We start from the raw sequence: 19,275 nt of genomic DNA on the forward strand, positions 1-19,275 counted from the left end.
CTCTCGGGCGGGCGGCGCCGTTGCCGACCGCGTCGGACGACGGAGTCTCCGGGTACCCCGCAGGCGGGCCGCGACGCCTGCCCGCCCGCGGCGGCCGACGCCCGTCCGCCTTACGGGTGAACGGCCCGGCGGCGGCCCGGGGCGCGGGTAGATGTCGAGGGCGGTCCCGGCCCTGCGCGGGCCTCGGACCGCCGCACGTTGCCGGGTGCGGCCCCCGCCGCCGCGCACCGCGTCCGACCGCCGAAGGAGCCCCGTATGACCGATGTCTCCGCCGCACCGCCCGCGGGTCCAAGCGCCGTGCACGACTGGCCGGTCGGCCACCTCGAAGGGCTCGCGTTCGACCCCCTGCTCCACCGGCTGCTGCGCGAGGAGCCGGTGGCGCGGGTGCGGATGCGGTACGGCACCGGGGACGCCTGGCTGGTCACCCGGTACGAGGACGTCAAGGAGGTCACGGCCGACCCCCGGTTCAGCAGGGCGCTGACGGTGGACCGCCCGATCACGTCCATGACACCGCACGCGGTCGCGCCGCCCGGCGGGGTGGGGCGCACGGATCCGCCCGAGCACACCGCGCTGCGCCGGCTGACGGCGAAGGCGTTCAACCGCCGCAGGGTCGCCGCGCTGCGGACGGGAGCCGAGCGCGTCACGGCGGAGCTGCTGGAGCGGATGCGCGGCGAGGGGCCACCCGCCGATCTGACGGAGCATCTGACGGGCCCGCTGCCCGAGCGGGTGGTCGCCGAGCTGATGGGGCTGCCGGCCGCCGATCTGCCGCGGCTGCGGGAGTGGCGGCGGGTGATCCTCTCCAGCGACCGCCCGGTCGCGGACACGGCGGCGGTGAAGCGGGAGATCGCCCGGTCCTTCGGCGACCTCGCCGACCTGCGGGCCGCGGACCCGGGCGACGACCTGTTCAGCGAACTGGTGGCGGCGGAGCTTGCGGGCGCCCTCAGCCGCGCCCAGCTGGTCTCCCTCTCGGTGATGGTGGTGCTCAACGCCCTCGACCAGGTGCGCAACCAGACGTCCACCATGGTGTACGCGCTGCTCACCCACCCGGGCCAGCTCGCCGCGCTGCGGGCCGACCCGGCGCTGCTGCCCGCGGCGGTCGAGGAGCTGCTGCGCTTCATCCCGCAGCGCAACGGCGTGGGCCTGCCGCGGGTCGCGACCGAGGACGTCGTGGTCGGCGGGGTGCGGGTGCGCGCGGGCGAGGCGGTGTACGTCTCGTATCTGGCGGCCAACCGGGACCCTGCGGTCTTCACCGACCCCGACCGGCTCGACCTGGCACGGGCCGGGGCGCCGCACCTGGCCTTCGGGCACGGCGCGCACTACTGCGTGGGCGCGGCCCTGACCCGGATGCTGGCGGAGACGGTGCTCGGCGCGCTGCTGCGCGACCTGCCCGCGGCCCGGCTCGCGGTGCGGCCCGAAGAAGTGCGGTGGCTGCGGGGGACGATCAACCGCGGTCCTGAGGCGCTGCCGCTGGCGTGGTGACCCCGCGGCGGGCGGGCACCTTTGGTACAGACCTTGACGAGGACATGCCTACTGCTGCGTAATCGTGCCGACACTCATTCAGGGATACGTCACCGCTTCACCCTCCTGAACGGAAGGGACTCCCTTGACCTCCCACGGCACCGCTCCCACGCAGCCCGCCGCCCGCCGCCCCAGATCCGCCCGCCGCGTGCTGCGGCTGCTCGCCGCCTCCGCACTCGCCGCGCTGTGCGCCACCGCACCCGCCAGGGCGGCGGCGCCCACCGCGGCCGCGGCACCCGCGGCCACGCCCGCCTTCAAGGTCCTCGCCTTCTACGACTCCGACGAGGGCGACCAGGCCCACGCGAGCTTCGACGCCGAGGCCAGGCAGTTCTTCCCGCAGGTCGCGGCCGCGAACAACTTCTCCTGGACCGCGACCTCCGACTGGTCCAAGGTCAATACGGCCACGCTCTCCCAGTACCAGGTCGTCATGTTCCTCGACGACTTCCCGCACGACGCGGCGGCGCAGAGCGCGTTCCGCTCGTACATGGAGGGCGGCGGCGCCTGGATGGGCTTCCACGTCTCCGCGTTCAACACCGACCCCAACACCTGGCCCTGGTACCACAACACCTTCCTCGGCACCGGCGCCTTCGCCACCAACACCTGGGCGCCGACCAGCGAGACCCTGAAGGTCGACGACGCCTCGAAGCCCGCGACCGCCGGACTGCCCGCCACCATCGCCTCGTCCACCAGCGAGTGGTACAGCTGGCACAACGACCTGCGCGCCGACCCCGACATCGACGTGCTCGCCTCCATCGACCCGTCGAGCTTCCCGGTGGGCAACCAGGCCGGCAACACCTGGACGAGCGGGTACTACCCGATCGTATGGACGAACACCAAGTACCGCATGCTCTATGCCAACTTCGGACACAACGCCATGGACTACGGCAACAACACGACGCTGTCGCTGACCTTCGGCAGCGCCCAGCAGACCCGGCTGGTCCTCCAGGGGCTGCTCTCGCTCGGCGGGGTCGGCACTCCCCCGGCCCCCATGCCCGCCTACTCCGGCGACAGCTGGTACGCGCTGTCCCCGGCGGCCAGCCAGAAGTGCGTCGACGCGCGCGCCGCCGCCACTGCCGACGGCACGGCCGTACAGCAGTACGACTGCAACGGCACCGCCGCGCAGCAGTACCAGCTCGCGGACACCGGCGGCGGATACGTGCGGATCGGCAACCGCGCCGACCCGGCCAAGGCGCTCGACGTCACAGACGTGTCCACGGCGGACGGCGCCCCCGTGCAGCTGTGGTCCTACTCTGGCGGCGCGAACCAGCAGTGGAAGCCGGTGGCGGAGAGCGGGTGGACCTACCACTTCGTGAACCGCAACAGCGGCAAGTGCCTTGCCGCCGCGGGCAATTCGACCGCGAACAGCGTCCAGCTCGTCCAGCGGGCCTGCAACGGCAGCACCCTCCAGTCGTTCCGGGCCCTGCCGCAGGGCTGAGCCCCGGCCCCCGGAACGCGGCCTTCCACGTCCCGGGGGCCGCTCCGCGCTGCCGGGGCGGACGGGCGTGCGCAGATCGCCCGCGCGGTGGTGGCCGCTCCAGCCGTGCAGCGCGTTGCGGGCCGCCCAGGTGTCCCCGGCGCGGCAGCGGTCGGCGGTGCGCCGGTAGAGCACGGCGGACGACTCGGGCGAGTCGGCGCCGCGGCCGGTGACCACGAGCGCCTGGCGGCCGCCGGCCGGCACCTCGGCGAGGGTGCGGGGCCGAGTCCCGGCAGCGCGGGGCGCGGAGCCGGTGCTCCCGTGCCGGTCACGCGGCGGTGCCGCCGCCGGGTTCCGTACCGCCGCCGGAGCGCGGCCCGCGGGGGCCGCCGGGGACGGGGCTGCGCTGGAACGTCGCGTACAACAGCCACAGGGACGGTACGAGCACCACGAAGCCGACCGCGACGGAGATCAGGCAGGCGACCAGCACGGAGGTGTGGGCCGCGGTCCCCTCGACGGTCGTCGAGGGCACGAGCATGCGGGGGTACTGGGCGACGCCCCACGCCCACAGGATCGCGGCGACGGCGAGCGCGGCCGCGCCGCGCGCGAGGACGTAGCGGTGGCGCAGCAGCAGCGCCAGGTCCGCGAGGCCCGCCACGGCGCCGACGACGACGAGCGGCAGGGCGCGGTGGGTGAGGCCGTGGAAGAGGACGGGGGCGTCCTGGTCGAGCACGGCGATGCCCGCGAGGGCGACGGCGCCGCAGGCCAGTCCGCCGGCGGCGGACGCGCGGCGGAACTCGGCGGCGCGCACGGTGTCCCCTTCGCGCACGGCGTCGGCGCACAGGTAGACGGCGGCGAGGTGGGCGCAGGTGAGGACGGCGATGACGCCGCCGAGCGCGGAGGTCGGGTTGAGCCAGCTGGTGACGGTGTCGCCCTCGGCGATGCCCGGCGGTACGCGGCCCGAGGCGATGCCCCCTGCGACGGCGCCGAGGAACAGGGGGGTGACGACGGAGGAGACGGCGAAGCAGGCGCCGAACAGGCGCTGCTGCCAGAGGGCCGTGCTGGCCTTGCGGAACGCGAAGGCAGCGCCGCGCGCGATGATGCCGAGCGCGGCGAGGGTGAGCGGGATACAGAGCGTCGACAGGACGGCGGCGAACACCGGAGGAAAGCACGACCAGAGCATCACCAGCACGAAGATCAGCCAGACGTGGTTGGCCTCCCACACGGGTCCGATGCTGTGCTCGATCAGGGAGCGGCGCTGCCTGCCGCGGCCCGCCCTGCCCGCGAACAGGTCCCAGAACCCGGCGCCGAAGTCGGCCCCCGCGAACAGGGCGTAGCAGGTGAGGCCCACCCACATCACGGCCAGCATCACGTCTGCGATCACGTTCGCCTCCTGCTGCGGGGCCCGGCGGCGCTCGGCCGGGCCGGGGGTCAGACGACGGGGTACTCCTGCACGTCGCGCTCCTGCGGGGCGACGGGTACGGGGGTGGTGCGGGTGAGCCTGCGCAGGACGTACACGGTGCCCGCGGTCATCGCCGCGTAGACGAGCAGCACCACCCACAGGCCCGCCATCAGGCCGGGCGCGGGGTTGACGGCGTCGCTGACGCGCATGACGCCCCAGACGATCCACGGCTGGCGGCCCAGTTCCGTGACGCACCAGCCGCATTCGAGGGCGACGACGGCCGCGGGCCCGGTGAGCGCGGCGAGCAGCAGGAAGGGGCGGGTGCCGCGCGGGGTCAGCAGGGCGGTGCCGGTGCGGCGCGACCACCACCACAGGAGCAGCAGCCACACGCCCATGGCGAGCAGGAAGGTGCCGATGCCGACCATCGCGTCGAAGGAGAGGTGGACGCCGGTGACGGGGGGCCACTGGTCGCGCGGCACCTCTTCGAGGCCGCGTACGACGGTGCCCGGGTGGTAGCCGACGAGGAGGGAGAGGCCGTCGGGGATCTCCAGGCCGTAGCGCAGCCGCTCGCCGTCCGCGTAGCCGAGGAGGGTGAGCGGCACGTGGGAGCGGGTGCGGTAGACGCCCTCGATGCCGGCGAGCTTCATCGGCTGGTAGTGGGCGAGGAAGCGGGCCGCCCAGTCGCCCGCGGCGATCTGGAAGGGCGCGGCGACGGCGCCGAGGGTGAACGGGACGAAGAACCCGGTGCGGTGGTAGGTGTCGCGGCGGCCGCGCAGCAGCGCGACGGCGTACACGGAGGCGGTGAGGAAGCACGCCACCATGAGGGCCGCGAGGATCATGTGGACCGTCTCCGGCGGGGCAGCCGGGTTGATCATCGCGGCCCAGGGGTCGACGTGGTCGACCTTCCCGCCGCGGAGGGTGAAGCCGCGGGGCTGGTTCATCCAGGCGTTGGCGCAGACGACGAAGAAGGCGGAGGCGACGCCCGCGACGACGATGGGCACGCCCGTCAGCAGGTGGGTGCGGGGCGGCAGCCGGTCCCAGGCGTAGAGGTAGATGCCGAGGAAGATCGCCTCGATGAAGAAGGCGAAGCCTTCGAGGGCGAAGGGCAGGCCGATGACCTGGCCGAAGCGGCCCATCAGGCCGGGCCAGAGGATGCCGAGTTCGAAGCTGAGGATGGTCCCGGACACGGCGCCGACCGCGAACAGCACACCCATGGCGCGGGCCCAGCGGCGGGCGAGCAGCCGGTGCTCCGGCCTGCCGGTGCGGATGCCGTACCACTCGACGCCGAGGGTCAGCAGCGGCAGCCCGACCCCGAGGCAGGCGAGCACGATGTGCCAGGCGAGGGAGAAGCCCATCTGGGCGCGGGCCGCCGACAGGCCGCCGGGCGACACGGAGGCGAGGGCCGAGGCGGCGCAGCGCGCGGCGGCCTCCGGCACGGGGTCGCATGCCTGCAGCACGGGCGGCTCCTCACGTCGGTCGGGTGGCGCGGGCCGAGTGTAGGTACCGGCGGCGCACGCACCGCGCCGACACGGGCAGGTCCCCCGGGGACACCCCCATCCGCCCACCGGACCCCACCGGGCGGCGTACGCGTGCGGCGCCCGCCCGACGACGGTGTAGGCGAGACGCGGGTGGCGCAGAGGGCGCGGGCGTGAGTGTGGTCACGTTCTTGTGGTGCTGACCTGCACCGTTTTGACTTCCTTCGGACAATCGTTCAGTCTTCTCGGCATGACTGCTCATCGCCCCCTGCCGCGCGCCGCCTTCGCGCTGGCGCTCATCGGGGTGACCGGGCACTGCGTCGCCGACATCCTCTGTCGCTGACCGGCCCGCTTCCGCAGTCCCGCCACCGGTGTGCCCGGTGCGTGCTCCGCTGCGTTCCGGGTCCTTCCACGGGCGCGGCGCTCTCCCTTCCTCCGGTCGGTTCCCTGCTGCCCCGTGGCTCTCTCCACGTCGTTCCCTGCAGCGAAAGGCCGTAGCCGATGTCCCGATCACCCCGCCTCCCACGCCGTACGGCGGCCGCCGTCGCGGTCACCGCGGCCCTCGCGGCCGCCGCCTGCGCGTGCGGCCCCGACAAGGGAGGCGACGCAGCGGGCGGCGACGCGCCGAAGAAGGGCGGCAAGCTGCTCGTCCTCAACCAGACGCCGATGACCAACTTCGACCCGGCGCGCGAGTACACCTCGGGCGGCGGCAACATACCGTCCCTGGTCTTCCGGACGCTGACCACCCGCAACCGGGCCGACGGGGCCGCGGGCAACAAGGTGGTGCCCGACCTGGCCACCGACACCGGCACGCCGTCGAAGGACGCCACGGTGTGGACGTACCACCTCAAGAGCGGCCTCAAGTTCGAGGACGGCACGCCGATCACCACGGCGGACATCAAGTACGGCATCGAGCGGTCGTTCGCGCCCGAGCTGTCGGGCGGCGCGCCGTACCTGCGGGACTGGCTGGTCGGCGCGGCCGACTACCAGGGGCCCTACAAGGACAAGAAGGGCCTGTCGGCGATCGAGACGCCGGACGCGAAGACGATCGTCTTCCATCTCAACAAGCCTGAGGGCGACTTCCCCTACCTGGCGACGCAGACGCAGTTCACGCCGGTGCCGAAGGCCAAGGACACCGGGACCAAGTACGCGGAGCACCCGATGTCCTCCGGCCCCTACGAGGTCGTCGAGAACCAGAACAACGGCCTCGAACTGACCTTCAAGCGCAACCCCAACTGGTCGGCCACGAACGACAGTCAGCGCAAGGACTACCCCGACACGATCGACGTGAAGGGCGGCCTCGACACCGCGGTCATCAACCAGCGGCTGTCGGCGGCCTCAGGGCCCGACGCCGCGGCCATCACCACCGACACCAACCTCGGCCCGGCCGAACTGGCGAAGGTGACGGGCGACAAGGAGCTCGCCTCCCGCGTCGGCACAGGACACTTCGGCGAGACGGACTACCTCTCCTTCAACCCGAAGGTGAAGCCGTTCGACAACCCCAAGGTGCGCCGGGCGATCGCGTACGCCATCAACCGCACCTCCGCGGTGAACGCGGCGGGCGGCTCCTCGCTCGCCGAGCCCGCCACCACCTTCCTGCCGAACCAGGCGGCCTTCGGCTACACGCCGTACGACCCGTTCCCCGCGGGCAGGAGCGGGGACCCGGCGAAGGCCAAGGAGCTGCTGAAGCAAGCCGGTTACCCGCACGGGCTCACCGTCACCCTGACGCACTCCGAGAGCGACGCCAACAACTCGGGCCCTGCGATGGCCTCCGCCGTGCAGGGCGCCCTGAAGGCCGCCGGGATCACGGTGAAGCTGGACGGCCTGGAGGACAACAAGTACCGCCAGACGGTGCACGCGGTCTCCACCGAGCCCGGCCTGTTCTTCTCGACATGGGGCGCGGACTGGCCCTCGGGCGGTCCTTTCCTCGCGCCGATCTTCGACGGCCGGCAGATCGTCAAGGACGGCTCGAACTTCAACAACGCCCAGCTGAACGACGCTTCGGTGAACAGCACCATCGACCGGATCAACAAGCTCACCGACCACACGGCCGCCGCGAAGCAGTGGGGCGCGCTGGACAAGGAGATCGGCGCGAAGGCGCTGACCGTGCCGCTGCTGCACCCGGTGTACAAGCGGCTCGTCGGCAAGGACGTGCGCAACGTGGTGATCAGCGACTGGACCGGGGTGCTCGACATCTCGCAGGTCGCGGTGAAGTGACGCGGAACCACCGGGCATGAGTACGGAACAACTCCTCACCGGCGACCCGGCGGTGGCGGTCTCCCCCGCCGCCGGGGCCCGGCAGGTCTGGCGGCGGCTGCGTGCGCAGCCCGCCGCCCTCGCGGGCGGGGCCGTCCTCGTCCTGCTGATCCTGATCGCGGCCGCCGCGCCGCTGCTCGCCGCCGCCGAGGGCCAGGACCCCACCACCTACCACGACGCCCTGGTCGACTCGGCGTCGGGCGGGGTACCGACCGGGGCGTTCGGCGGGGTCAGTGGCGCGCACTGGCTCGGGGTCGAACCGGGCACAGGGCGCGACCTGTTCGCGCGCCTGGTGTACGGGGCGCAGGTGTCGCTGCTCGTGTCGGTCGGCGCGACGGTGGTGCAGGTGGTGATCGGGCTCGTCATCGGGCTCGCCGCCGGCCTCGGCAACCGGCTGCTCGACCAGGTGCTCGCGCACACCACGGACGTGATGCTCGCGCTGCCGACCCTGGTGTTCGCGATCGCGCTGATGGCGGTCGTGCCGGCCGGCTTCCCGCGCCCGCTGTTGCTGATGCTGGTCATCGGGCTGCTCGGGTGGGGCGGGACGGCGCGCGTGGTGCGCGCCCAGACGCTGAGCCTCAAGTCGCTGGACTATGTGGCGGCCGCCAGGCTCGGCGGCTCGGGGGCGTGGCGTGTGGCCCGCAGGGAACTGCTGCCGTCGCTCGCGGCCCCGGTGGTGACGTACGCGGCGCTGCTGCTGCCCTCCAACGTGGTGAGCGAGGCGGGCCTCTCGTTCCTCGGGGTGGGCGTGCGGCCCCCGACCTCGTCGTGGGGGCAGATGCTGACGGCGGCCACGACCTGGTTCCAGGCGGACCCGATGTACGTGCTGCTGCCGTCCCTGATGATCTTCATCACGACGCTGTCGTTCGCGCTGCTCGGCGACGCGGTACGCACCGCACTCGACCCGCGCGCCGCGTCGAGGCTGCGGCTCGGCGCCGGGCGCCGCCGCGGGGCCGCGCCGCCGCCCGACGGCGGCCCCGGAACCCCCGACGGCGGTTCCGTAGCCCCCGCCGGCGGAACGGAGGCGACGGCATGACGCGCTATCTGTTCCGCAGGGTGATCGGCGCGCTCGTCGTGCTGCTGGTCCTCTCGATCGTGATCTACGCGGCGTTCTACGTCGCCCCCGGCGACCCGGCGCAGCTGACCTGCGGGCCCAAGTGCAGCCCCGCGCAGGTGGAGCAGGTGCGCCGGCGCCTCGGCGTCGACGCCCCCTTCTACCTCCAGTACGCGCGCTTCCTCGGAGGCGTCGTCGCGGGGCGCGACTTCTCGACGGGCACCGGGGTGCTGCACTGCCACGCGCCGTGCCTCGGCGTGTCGTACCGGACGGGCGAGCAGGTCACGTCGCTGATCGGCGCGCGGCTGCCCGTCACGGCCTCGCTCGCGCTCGGCGCGATGGTGCTGTGGCTGCTGCTCGGCGTCGGCACGGGCCTGATGTCGGCGCTGCGGCGCGGCCGGTTCACGGAGCGGGCGCTGACCGCGCTGACGCTCGCGGGCAACGCGATGCCGGTGTTCGTCATCGGGCTGCTGCTGCTCGTGCTGTTCTGCTCGACGCTCCAGTGGCTGCCCTTCCCCGACTACGTGTCGCTGACCTCGGATCCGCAGCAGTGGTTCTGGGGGCTGCTGCTGCCGTGGGTGTCGCTCGCCCTGATCGAGTCGGCGAAGTACGCGCGGCTCACGCGCTCCTCGATGCTGGAGACGCTGGCCGAGGACCACATCAGGACGTTTCGCGCCTACGGGGTCAGCGAGCGGCACCTGGTGACCCGGCACGCGCTGCGGGGCGCGCTGACCCCGGTGATCGCGCTCAGCGCACTCGACCTGGGCACGATGTTCGGCTCCGCGGTGCTCACGGAGTCGCTGTTCGGGCTGCCCGGCCTCGGGCGGCTGCTGGTGGACTCGGTGGCGCAGATCGACCTGCCGGTGGTGGTGGGCCTCGTGCTGGTGACCGGGTTCTGCGTGGTGGTCGCGAACGCGGGCGCCGACCTGCTGTACGCGGTGATCGACCGACGGGTGGTGCTCCAGTGAGCGACAGCGCTTCCGGCACGGGCGCCGGTGTGTCCGGCACGGGACCGGGCGCCGGTGTGTCCGGTGCATCCGGTGCATCCGGTGCGGGCAAGGAGTCCCCTGAGGTCGCGGCGGCCACAGGGCCGCTGGTCGAGGTCCGCGACCTGGTCGTCGAGTTCCCGGCCGGCGAGGGGTCCGTGCGGGCGGTGGACGGGCTGTCGTTCACGCTCGGCGCGGGCGGGGCCCTCGGCATCGTCGGCGAGTCGGGCTCCGGCAAGAGCACCGTCGCGTTCGGGCTGCTCGGCCTGCACCGGGACACCGGCGCGCGGGTCGGCGGCTCGGCCACGGTCGCCGGTGTCGACGCGCTGACCGCGGAGGGCGACGACCTGCGCAGGCTGCGCGGCGGTCTCGCCGCGATGGTCTTCCAGGACCCGCTGTCCGCCCTCGACCCGTACTACGCGGTCGGCGACCAGATCGCCGAGGTGTACCGGGTGCACACGAGAGCGACCCGCGCGGCGGCGCGTGCGCGCGCCGTGGAGGTGCTCGACCGGGTCGGCATCCCGGACGCGGCGCGCCGCTCGCGCTCGCGTCCGCACGAGTTCAGCGGCGGCATGCGGCAGCGCACGGTGATCGCCATGGCGCTCGCCTGCCGTCCCCGGCTGCTGGTCGCCGACGAGCCGACCACCGCGCTCGACGTGACGGTGCAGGCGCAGATCCTCGACCTGCTGCACGAACTGCGCACGGAGACGGGCGCGGGCCTGCTCCTGGTCACCCACGACCTGGGGGTGGTGGCGGGCTCCGTCGACGACGTCCTGGTGATGCGGGAGGGCCGGGCGGTGGAACGCGGCACCGTGCGGGAGGTGCTCGGCGCGCCGCGCGAGGCGTACACGCGGGAGCTGATCGCCGCGGTGCCGCGCGCCGACACGCCGGCCGCCCGGCCGGTGCGGACGGTGGAGGCGGTGCACGAGGTGCACGCCGACGGCCCCGGTGGCGCCCGCGCGGCGGCGGGCGGGGCGCTCCTCGAAGCGTCGGGCCTGCGCAAGGAGTTCGGGCGCAGGGGCGGTCTCGTCCCCGCGGTCGACGGGGTGTCGCTCGCCATCGGCAGGGGCGAGACCCTGGGCGTGGTCGGCGAGTCGGGCAGCGGCAAGACCACACTGGGCCGCATGCTGGTCCGGCTGATCGAGCCGTCCGCGGGCGAACTGCGCTACGGGGGACGGGAGATCGGCCACCTCGGCGAGCGGCAGCTGCGGCCGGTGCGGCGCGAGCTCCAGATGGTCTTCCAGGACCCGGTGTCCTCGCTCAACCCCCGGCGCAGCATCGGCGAGTCGATCGCGGACCCGCTGCGTGCCGCGGGCGCCCTGGACGACAGGGCCGTGCGCGCCCGGGTGCGGGAGCTGCTCGACCGGGTCGGCCTCGACCCCGCGTGGTACGACCGCTATCCGCATGAGTTCTCCGGCGGACAGCGCCAACGGGTGGGGATCGCACGGGCGTTGGCACCGGAGCCGAAGCTGGTGGTGTGCGACGAGCCGGTCTCGGCGCTCGATGTGACCACGCAGGCGAACATCGTCGCCCTGCTGGGCGAGCTCCAGCGCGAGCTCGGCCTCTCGCTGGTGTTCATCGCGCACGACCTGGCCGTGGTGCGCCAGGTCAGCGACCGGGTGCTGGTGATGCGGGCGGGCCGCGTGGTGGAGGAGGGCCCCGCCGACCGGGTCTACGAGTCGCCCGGGCACCCGTACACCAAGGGTCTGCTGGCCGCCGTCCCGGTCCTCGACCCGGCGGAGTCCCAGGCCCGCAGGCTGGCCCGCGCGGGCGGCGGGCAGGCCGCGGGGTGAGCGCGGCGCGGTGAGCGGCCGGGGGCACAGACCCGCCCCGCTCACCGCGCGGGCCTGCCGTGCCCGCCGCGCCCGCCGTGCGGGAACGCCTCGTACCCGTTCACCGCGGTGCACGGAAACACCTCGTGTGGACGGCCCGCGGTCTGGGCACCCGTCTGCCGGGCGGCGCGGGGCCGCCGAAGACGGTGCCCACCGCACGGGAGCCCGTCGGCACCCCGGCCGCACCACCGGTGGTGCGGCGGCGCGCCGTCACGGTCGGCGACCGCATCGGCACGCACGGCGTCCTTCCGAGGGCCCGAGCCGCCGGTCCGTGGCGACGAGCGCGGCCGTCGCCCCGGATTCAAGGTTGTGACATATCGGGTTAAAGTTGAGGAAACTCTCTCGCCTGGCGAGAGGAGCCAGCGTGGAATCTGACGAGGGCAGCGTCCTTCAGGGGGGATTCCGGATCGAGTCCGTCGCTGTCGCCGTACTGGACGGGGAGGGCACCGTGGTGTCCTGGTCCGACGAGGCGGCGCGACTCTTCGGACGCGGCACGGACGACGCGGTCGGCGTGCCGCTGTGGGAGATGGTCTCCCCGTCGGGCAGGTGCCGCACGGTCGCCCTTGCGGACGCCGTGCGGATCGGGCGCGGCGCGGTCGGGGGCCGGGACATCACCTACGGCGTGGTGCCCGTGCCGCCGCACGGCCACCGGGTGCTGATCGCGCTGGCGGCGGGGACCGCGGCCGAGTGGGCCCAGGGCATCTCGTTCTTCCAGGCGCTGCTCGCGCAGGACCGCATCGGCGTGGCGATCCACGACCAGGACCAGCGGCGGCTGCGCGCCAACACCGCCCCGACGGTGCTCGCGGGCACCTCCGCGCAAGGCGACGACTGGGCGGCCCGGCTCTACGAGCCCGACGCCGCGACCATGCGGCGCCTGCTGACGGACGTGCTGCGCACCGGCACGCCCGTGCTGAGCAAGGTGCAGCGGCTGCGGCCGGCCGACGCGCCGGGCGGCCCCTCTCCCATCGCGTCGGTCTCGGCCTTCCGGCTCGACGACGGCGACGGCTCGCCGGACGGCGTCGCCGTCCTCACGTACGACGCGACGAAGGAGAGCCGGGACCGCAGGCACCTCGCGCTGCTCCAGAAGGCGGCGGAGCTCATCGGGCCCTCCCTCGACATCAGGCGCACCGCGCAGGACCTGGCGGACGTGCTCGTGCCCGAGCTCGGCAGTTTCGTGACGGTGGACCTCGCGGAGGGCGTGCTCGCCGGGGAGACCCCGCCGCAGCTGCTCGGCTGGACGACGCCCGGCCTGACCAGGACGGCCATGGCGGGCGAGGCGGGCGTCCTGCAGCCGGAGCTGCTGCGGCCGGGCGACGTCTATCCGCCGCTGCCGGAGAGCGTGCAGACGCAGCGCCTCGAACAGGGCAAGCTCCTCACCCTCACCCGGGAGCAGGTCGCGGCGGAGCTGCGCACCGAGGAGCTGGCGCGGCGCTTCATCCCCGACGGCGCCACGTCCGTGGCGGTCGCGCCGCTGCTGGCCAGGGGCTTCGGCCTCGGCACGGTGTCCGTGTGGCGCACCGACAGGCCGGAGCCGATGGACAGCGACGAGCTGGTCCTGCTGACGGAGATCGTCTCCAGGGCCGCGCTCGGCCTGGACAACGCGCGCCGCTACGCGCGCGAGCACCGGGCGGCCGTCTCGCTGCAGGAGCGGCTGCTGCCGCGCGCGGCAGCCGACATGGCCGCGGTGGAGACCGAGGGCACCTACCGGCCGGCGACCGGCGGCGCGGACATCAGCGGCGACTGGTTCGACGTGGTCAGCCTGCCGTCGCTGCGGGCCGCGCTGGTGATCGGCGACGTCATCGGGCACGGGCTGCCCGCCACGGCCACCATGGGCAGGCTCCGCACCGCGATCCTCACGCTCGCCGACCTCGAACTGGAGCCCGCCGAGGTGCTGACCCGGCTCGACGACCTGATCCAGCGCCTCGCCGCGGAGACGAGCGCAGAGCAGAAGGACGCGGTGGGCGCCACCTGCCTGTACGCGGTCTACGACCCCATCGCAGGACGCTGCACGCTCGCCAACGCGGGGCAGCCGCCGCCGGTCCTCGTCTCGCCCGAAGGGAGAGCCGAGTTCGTCGACGCGCCGCCGGGGCCCCCGCTCGGCGTCGGCGGCGTGCCGTACGAGTCGGTGACGCTCGAACCCGCGCCCGGCAGCGTGCTCACGCTGTTCACGGACGGCCTGCTCGCCCTCACGGACTTCGACGCGGACGTGAGCCTCGAACGGGTCAGGGACGGGCTCGCCGAGTCGTGGCGCCCCGGCACCGGCCTGCGGGACTTCGGCGACCGGCTCCTGGGCACCCTGGGCGACCGGCAGCCGCGGGACGACGTCGCGCTGCTGATGGCCCGTACGCGGGTCGTGCCGCCCTCGGACACCGTGATCTGGCAGCTGCCCGCCGATCCCGAGGCGGTCGCCCAGGCGCGCAAGCTCGCCGACGAGCAGCTCGACGCCTGGGACCTGGGGCAGTTGAGCCTGACGACCGAGCTCATCGTAAGCGAGCTGGTCACCAACGCGGTGCGCTACGCGGGTGGGCCCGTCGGGCTGCGGCTGATCCGCTCCTCCGTGCTGATCTGCGAGGTCTCCGACCCGAGCAACACGCAGCCGCGGCTGGTGCGCGCGGGCGACACGGACGAGGGCGGGCGCGGCCTCTACATCGTGGCGCAGTGCGCGCAGCGGTGGGGCAGCCGCTACGGCCGCAAGGGCAAGACCATCTGGACCGAGCAGTCGCTGGGCGACGGTGCCACGGGGTTCCCGGTGGTGGGCGACGAGGCGGGCTTCCCCCTGGGCTGACCCCCACGGCGGCCCGCCATCCCGGCCGGGCCGGCCCCCTGCGCCCGCCGCGTCGGGGCACGACCGGCGCGGGATCTGCGCGGACTCTTGACAGCGGACCGCCGATGGCGGAGGTTGACCCGAACTCAGACAACGTTGTCAGCATCCAGCGTGGAGGCACGGACCGTGGACCGGGACCGATCTGAGAGCCGGCTCAACAGGCGCACGTTCCTCGCCGGGACCGGCGCGGGCGCGCTCGTCGCCCTCGGGGCCGCAGGCCGCGCGGAGGCCGCGGGACCGGCGGCGCCCGTCTCCCGTGCGGCGGCCGCGGCGGCGACCGTGCGCCGCGCGACCGCGCCGGTCGACCTCGTCAACCCGCTCACGGGCGCGCTGACGACCTCCCCGGACACCGCCTGCGGCAAGACCTTCCCGGGCGCCGACACCCCGTTCGGCATGGTGCAGTTGAGCCCGGACACCGTCAGCGGCGGCGACAACGGCAGCGGCTACTCGGCCGACATGACCACGATCGAGGGCTTCAGCTTCCTCCATCTCGGCGGCATCGGCTGCTACGGCGACCTCGGCAACCTCCAGGTCATGCCGGAGACCGGCGACCTGGTCACCGGCAGGGACGCGGCCAAGAGCCCGTTCCGCAAGGAGACCGAGGTGGCGCGTGCCGGGTACTACGCCGTCGACCTCGACCGGTACGCGGTGCGCGCCGAGCTGACCGCCGCGCGCCGCGCCGGCATGCTGCGGTTCACCTTCCGGGAGGCGGGCACGGGCCGGATCAAGGTCGACCTGGCGCGCCGCGTCGGCTTCGACGGCTCGCACTCGGTGGCGCAGGAGCTGCGGCTCGCCGACCCGTACACCGTCGAGGGCTCGATGCGGGCCGACCGCTCGGGCGGCGGCTGGATCTGCGGCAACGGGCCCGCGTACACGGTCTACTTCTCGATGCGCTTCCAGCATCCCGTCGGCCCGCTCGGCACCTGGGACGGCGACACGGTCCGCCGCGGCGCCACGGAGCAGAGCAGCGCGAGCGAGAGCGCCGGGTTCTTCGTGGAGTTCCCGGTGCGCGCCGGCCAGCAGGTGCTGGTGAAGGCCGGGGTCTCGTTCACCGGTGTCGCGGGCGCCAGGGGCAATCTGCGGGACTCACTGCCCGGCTGGGACTTCGACGGCGCGCACACGGCGGCCCGCGGCGCCTGGGCGGGCGCGCTCGGCAGGGTCGCGGTCAAGGGCGGTACGGACACGCAGCGGGAGATCTTCTACTCGGCGCTGTACCACACCATGATCGACCCACGGATCTCCAGCGACGCGGACGGCGCATCGCGCTTCGGCGAGGGGCCCGTGCGGCACGACCCGTTCACGCAGCGGACGGTGTTCAGCGGCTGGGACGTCTTCCGCGGCGAGTTCCCGCTGCTCACGATCATCGACGAGCAGACGGTGAGCGACCAGGTCAACACCCTGCTCGCGCTGACGGACTCGGGCGCGGTGAAGGGGCTCGCGCGCTGGGAGCTGCTGGGCACGGACACCGACACGATGGTCGGCGACCCCGCGGTGAACATCATCTCCGAGGCGTATGTGAAGGGCGTGCGCGGCTTCGACGCCGACAAGGCGTACGCGTACTGCCGCGACGTGGCGCTCGGCCCCGCGGAGAGGTCGAACAGGAACGACTTCGAGAACTGGACGCGGCTCGGTTACTGCGTCGACACGAGCCTGTCGAAGACGCTGGAGAACGCGTACGCGGACTACGCGCTGGCCCGGTTCGCCGAGGCGACGGGACGGCACGCGGACGCGCGGCGCCTCGACGGCACGTCGCGCAACTACCGCAACGTCTTCGACAAGGACGCGGGCTGGTTCAGGGGCCGCAACGCGGACGGCTCGTGGATGGGCGACCAGGACGGGTGCGTGGAGTCCAACCCGGACCAGCAGGGCTGGTACGTGCCGCACGACGTGCCGGGCCTGATCGCACTGCTCGGCGGCCGCGACGCGTTCGTCTCGCGGCTCGACGGCATGTTCGAGCAGACGCCGCCGGACGAGATGATGAAGTGGAACGACAAGTACAACCACTCCAACGAGCCGGTGCACCAGATGGCGTTCATGTTCGTACACGCGGGCGCGCCCTGGCTGACGCAGAAGTGGTCGCGGTACGTGTGCGCGTACGCGTACGCCACCGGTCCCGCGGGGCTCGCCGGCAACGACGACTGCGGGCAGATGTCGGCGTGGTACGTGCTCGCGGCGTCCGGCTTCTATCCGGTGGCCCCGGCGAGCGGCGTGTACGCCCTGGGGAGCCCGCTGTTCGACGAGGCGGTGTTCACCACGAGCCGCGGCACGCGCTTCACGGTGGAGGCGCGGCACAACTCGACGGCGAACCCGTACATCCGCTCCGCGCGGCTCAACGGGCGGGTGCTTGACCGGGCGTGGATCACCCACGAGGAGATCGTGTCGGGCGGGCGGCTGACGCTGGTGATGGGGGCGGAGCCCGACAAGGAGTGGGGCAGCGACCCGCGGCAGGCGCCGCCTTCGCGCACCCGCCCGGTGCCGCCTGCGCGCCCGTTCGGGGGCGGTGGCCGGGGCTGACGGCGGCCGGGGGCCCGGGCTCAGGCCAGCTTCTCGTAGAGGCCGAGGTGGCGCAGGGCCGCGGCGCGCCAGGTGTGGCGGGCGGCGAGGCGGCGGCCCGCGAAGCGGCGCGCCGCCCTGTCCGGGTCCTCCGGGTCGACGGCGGCGGCGAGTTCGCCCGCGAGGGCGGCGGGTTGCGCGGCGAAGCGCGCGGCGCCGCCGAACACCTCGCGCAGCACGGGCAGGTCCCGCACCACCAGGGGCACGCCTGCGGCGAGCGCCTCCATCGCGGCGAGCCCGAAGCCCTCCTTGAGCGAGGGGAAGGCGAACGCCTCGGCGGCCGCGACCAGGGGTGGCAGGTCGTCCTCCGGCACGGGGCCGAGGACGGTGGGCGCCACGTCGAGCGCGCGGGCCCTGGCCTCCCAGCGGGCGCGGTAGTCCCGGTAGTCGAAGAGGGTCTCGCCGCCCGCGACGACGAGCCGCAGCGCCGGGTCGTGCTCCAGCAGCAGCGCGTACGCCTCCAGCAGGTCGAGGGAGCCCTTGCGGGGTTCGATGCCGCCGACGGTGAGGACGTAGCGGCCGTGCTGTGCGCGCCTGCGGGCCCGGGCGGCCGGGTCGGTCGTGGCGAAGCGCTCGTAGGCGACGCCGTTGGGGATGACGGCGGCCTCGATGCCCCAGCCGGCGCGCAGTTCGCCGGCGACGGAGCGGGAGACGCAGACGTGGGCGTACGGCTCGACGAGGGCGCGCTCGTGGCAGGCGGCGAGCTCGGGCGTGGTGAAGTGGTCGATGTGGTGGACGGTGCGCACGCAGCGGCCGGCGGCGTTGGCGCTGATGCAGTCCTGCGCGTGGACGATGTCGTACGCGCGGGCGTGCGGGGCGAACGCGTCGCGCAGCGTGTCGATGGAGCGCAGCACCCGCTCCCCCACGGTCTCCTCGCCGGGGCCCGGGGCGAAGGGGACGACGCGGGTTCGGACGGCGGGGTCGACCTGCCGGTAGAAGCCGTGGTCGCCGTCGCGGCCCAGCGTCCACACCGTGACGTCCTGCCCGGTGCGGGCGAGCGCCTCGGCCAGCGCGAGGGTGTGCACCACGCCGCCGCGCGGCTTGGTGGAGTAGCTGAGCAGGGCCACCTTCATACGGGCCGTCCGGTGCGGTAGGCGGCGGGGCGCAGTTCGTCGACGTGGCTGAGGATGCGGCGGGCGCGGTCGATCTCGGCGGCCACGTCGAGCTCGGCGACGGCGAGCCCCGCCTTGGACCAGGTGCGCGCGAGGATGTCGCCGCCAGGACCGACCACCTTGGCCTGGCCGAGGAAGCGCATGCCGCCCATGGCGCCTGTCTGGTTGGCGGAGGCGAGGACGACCTGGTTCTCGGCGGCGCGCGCCTGGTCGTAAAGGTCGAAGAGGCGCGCCTGGCGGTCCTGGGCCAGGCGCGGCGCCCGGTTGGTGAGGCTGGTGGGCCACGCGGAGAGGCAGGCGAGCACCGTCGCGCCGTCCAGGGCGAGGCTGCGGGCCGACTCGGGGAACGTCTTGTCGTAGTCGATGAGCATGCCCATGCGGCCGACGGGGGTGTCGAACGCGTCGAACCGGTCGCCCGGGGTGTAGGCGACCGTCTCCCCCGCCGGGAGGTGGACCTTGCGGTGGCGGCCGAGCACGCCGTCGCCGCTGACGCACACGGCGGAGTTGTGGCGGGCGGCGCCCGCCGCCTCGCAGTAGCCGACGCACACCACCATCTCCCGCGCGAGACGGGCGATCTCGTGGATGAGCGGGTCGTCGGGCTTGAGTGCGTCGGGCAGTGCGTCCGGGTCGGGGCTGCGCAGGTCGGCGAGGTAGCCGCCGAGCGCGGCGTCCGGCAGGACGAGGAGGTCGGTGCCGTGCTCGCGGGCGTCGGAGACGATCTTGCCGATGCGCGCGAGGTCGAAGTCGAGGTCCCGGCCGAAGTGGGCGGCCGCGGCGGCGATCCTTACGGTGCCGGGCGGTCTGGGTCCGCGCGGGGCGCGGCCCGGGGCGGCTCTGCTGTCCATGAGG

General features: G+C 74.0%; 13 protein-coding genes. 9 read left to right on the forward strand and 4 right to left on the reverse strand.

Annotated elements, in window-relative coordinates:
• The first annotated feature begins 255 nt into the window (after positions 1 to 255).
• Entirely contained in the window at positions 256 to 1,479 is a 1,224-nt protein-coding gene (locus AB0910_RS14030; RefSeq protein ID WP_366744834.1) for a cytochrome P450, read from the forward strand.
• Between the two features lie 124 nt (positions 1,480 to 1,603).
• Positions 1,604 to 2,953 (forward strand): ThuA domain-containing protein, encoded by a 1,350-nt coding sequence (locus AB0910_RS14035; RefSeq protein WP_366744835.1) that lies wholly within the window; start codon positions 1,604 to 1,606, stop codon positions 2,951 to 2,953.
• Between the two features lie 307 nt (positions 2,954 to 3,260).
• Here the strand turns inward: AB0910_RS14035 and AB0910_RS14040 are convergent, their stop codons facing one another.
• The gene (locus AB0910_RS14040; protein WP_366744836.1) at positions 3,261 to 4,316 is read right to left on the reverse strand and encodes a cytochrome d ubiquinol oxidase subunit II; all 1,056 of its coding nucleotides are present in this window, start codon (positions 4,314 to 4,316) and stop codon (positions 3,261 to 3,263) included.
• A gap of 47 nt (positions 4,317 to 4,363) precedes the next feature.
• The gene (locus tag AB0910_RS14045) at positions 4,364 to 5,770 is read right to left on the reverse strand and encodes a cytochrome ubiquinol oxidase subunit I (protein WP_366744944.1); all 1,407 of its coding nucleotides are present in this window, start codon (positions 5,768 to 5,770) and stop codon (positions 4,364 to 4,366) included.
• 289 nt (positions 5,771 to 6,059) lie between these two features.
• On the opposite strand from AB0910_RS14045, the gene AB0910_RS14050 reads away from it, so the two are divergent.
• The 7 genes from AB0910_RS14050 (at position 6,060) to AB0910_RS14080 (ending at position 17,275) form a co-directional block, all read left to right on the forward strand.
• The gene (locus AB0910_RS14050) at positions 6,060 to 6,152 is read left to right on the forward strand and encodes an Ms4533A family Cys-rich leader peptide (RefSeq protein WP_345651043.1); all 93 of its coding nucleotides are present in this window, start codon (positions 6,060 to 6,062) and stop codon (positions 6,150 to 6,152) included.
• A 158-nt stretch (positions 6,153 to 6,310) separates the two neighbouring features.
• Positions 6,311 to 8,026, forward strand: coding sequence for an ABC transporter substrate-binding protein (locus tag AB0910_RS14055; protein WP_366744837.1), 1,716 nt, complete (start codon positions 6,311 to 6,313; stop codon positions 8,024 to 8,026).
• Between the two features lie 16 nt (positions 8,027 to 8,042).
• Positions 8,043 to 9,101 (forward strand): ABC transporter permease, encoded by a 1,059-nt coding sequence (locus tag AB0910_RS14060; RefSeq protein WP_366744838.1) that lies wholly within the window; start codon positions 8,043 to 8,045, stop codon positions 9,099 to 9,101.
• The gene (locus AB0910_RS14065; protein ID WP_366744839.1) at positions 9,098 to 10,087 is read left to right on the forward strand and encodes an ABC transporter permease; all 990 of its coding nucleotides are present in this window, start codon (positions 9,098 to 9,100) and stop codon (positions 10,085 to 10,087) included. Before AB0910_RS14060 ends, AB0910_RS14065 begins: the two co-directional genes overlap by 4 nt.
• 125 nt (positions 10,088 to 10,212) lie before the next feature.
• Positions 10,213 to 11,898, forward strand: a complete 1,686-nt coding sequence (locus tag AB0910_RS14070; protein WP_366744945.1) for an ABC transporter ATP-binding protein — start codon at positions 10,213 to 10,215, stop codon at positions 11,896 to 11,898.
• A 403-nt stretch (positions 11,899 to 12,301) separates the two neighbouring features.
• Positions 12,302 to 14,722, forward strand: a complete 2,421-nt coding sequence (locus AB0910_RS14075; RefSeq protein WP_366744840.1) for a SpoIIE family protein phosphatase — start codon at positions 12,302 to 12,304, stop codon at positions 14,720 to 14,722.
• 165 nt (positions 14,723 to 14,887) lie between these two features.
• The gene (locus AB0910_RS14080) at positions 14,888 to 17,275 is read left to right on the forward strand and encodes a GH92 family glycosyl hydrolase (protein WP_366744841.1); all 2,388 of its coding nucleotides are present in this window, start codon (positions 14,888 to 14,890) and stop codon (positions 17,273 to 17,275) included.
• Between the two features lie 20 nt (positions 17,276 to 17,295).
• On the opposite strand, the gene AB0910_RS14085 is transcribed toward AB0910_RS14080, so the two are convergent.
• Together AB0910_RS14085 and AB0910_RS14090 are read right to left on the reverse strand one after the other, a co-directional pair.
• On the reverse strand, positions 17,296 to 18,387 hold the full coding sequence (locus tag AB0910_RS14085) for an MSMEG_0565 family glycosyltransferase (protein WP_366744842.1): 1,092 nt from the start codon (positions 18,385 to 18,387) through the stop codon (positions 17,296 to 17,298).
• Positions 18,384 to 19,271, reverse strand: coding sequence for a carbon-nitrogen hydrolase family protein (locus tag AB0910_RS14090; protein ID WP_366744843.1), 888 nt, complete (start codon positions 19,269 to 19,271; stop codon positions 18,384 to 18,386). The genes AB0910_RS14085 and AB0910_RS14090 overlap by 4 nt, the downstream gene beginning before the upstream one ends.
• Positions 19,272 to 19,275: the final 4 nt, after the last annotated feature.

Source organism: Streptomyces sp. NPDC047002 (assembly GCF_040704505.1).
In the GTDB taxonomy this organism is placed as follows: domain Bacteria; phylum Actinomycetota; class Actinomycetes; order Streptomycetales; family Streptomycetaceae; genus Streptomyces.

What these genes read in the sequence shown, in the direction of transcription:
- AB0910_RS14050 (WP_345651043.1), top strand. Translation starts at nt 6,060, where the DNA reads ATGACTGCTCATCGCCCCCTGCCGCGCGCCGCCTTCGCGCTGGCGCTC.
- AB0910_RS14090 (WP_366744843.1), bottom strand. Translation starts at nt 19,271, where the DNA reads ATGGACAGCAGAGCCGCCCCGGGCCGCGCCCCGCGCGGACCCAGACCG.
- AB0910_RS14030 (WP_366744834.1), top strand. Translation starts at nt 256, where the DNA reads ATGACCGATGTCTCCGCCGCACCGCCCGCGGGTCCAAGCGCCGTGCAC.
- AB0910_RS14085 (WP_366744842.1), bottom strand. Translation starts at nt 18,387, where the DNA reads ATGAAGGTGGCCCTGCTCAGCTACTCCACCAAGCCGCGCGGCGGCGTG.
- AB0910_RS14055 (WP_366744837.1), top strand. Translation starts at nt 6,311, where the DNA reads ATGTCCCGATCACCCCGCCTCCCACGCCGTACGGCGGCCGCCGTCGCG.
- AB0910_RS14060 (WP_366744838.1), top strand. Translation starts at nt 8,043, where the DNA reads ATGAGTACGGAACAACTCCTCACCGGCGACCCGGCGGTGGCGGTCTCC.
- AB0910_RS14065 (WP_366744839.1), top strand. Translation starts at nt 9,098, where the DNA reads ATGACGCGCTATCTGTTCCGCAGGGTGATCGGCGCGCTCGTCGTGCTG.